The sequence below is a fragment of the Peribacillus sp. SIMBA_075 genome, from assembly GCF_046534585.1.
Genome location: NZ_JAWRYN010001318.1, coordinates 1 through 246, shown reverse-complemented (window position 1 = coordinate 246; position 246 = coordinate 1). Strand labels below are relative to the sequence as shown.

1 pseudogene is annotated in these 246 nt (G+C 32.9%); it reads left to right on the top strand.

The window, feature by feature from the left end:
- Positions 1 to 246 (top strand): annotated as a pseudogene (locus tag SB775_RS32625) (DNA topoisomerase IV subunit B); the annotation flags it as partial.

Sequence of the window (246 nt, the reverse complement as noted above, 5' to 3'; positions counted from 1 at the left end):
CTTCAATATAACGAAGGCTATACAAATCATATTTATTCATTTACAAATAATATTCATACGTATGAAGGCGGTACACATGAGGTAGGTTTTAAGACTGCTCTAACACGTGTAATTAACGATTATGGTCGTAAAAATAATATTTTAAAAGATGCGGATAGTAATTTAACTGGTGAGGATGTTCGTGAAGGCTTAACAGCAATCGTGTCAATTAAGCATCCAAATCCACAATTTGAAGGACAAACAAAG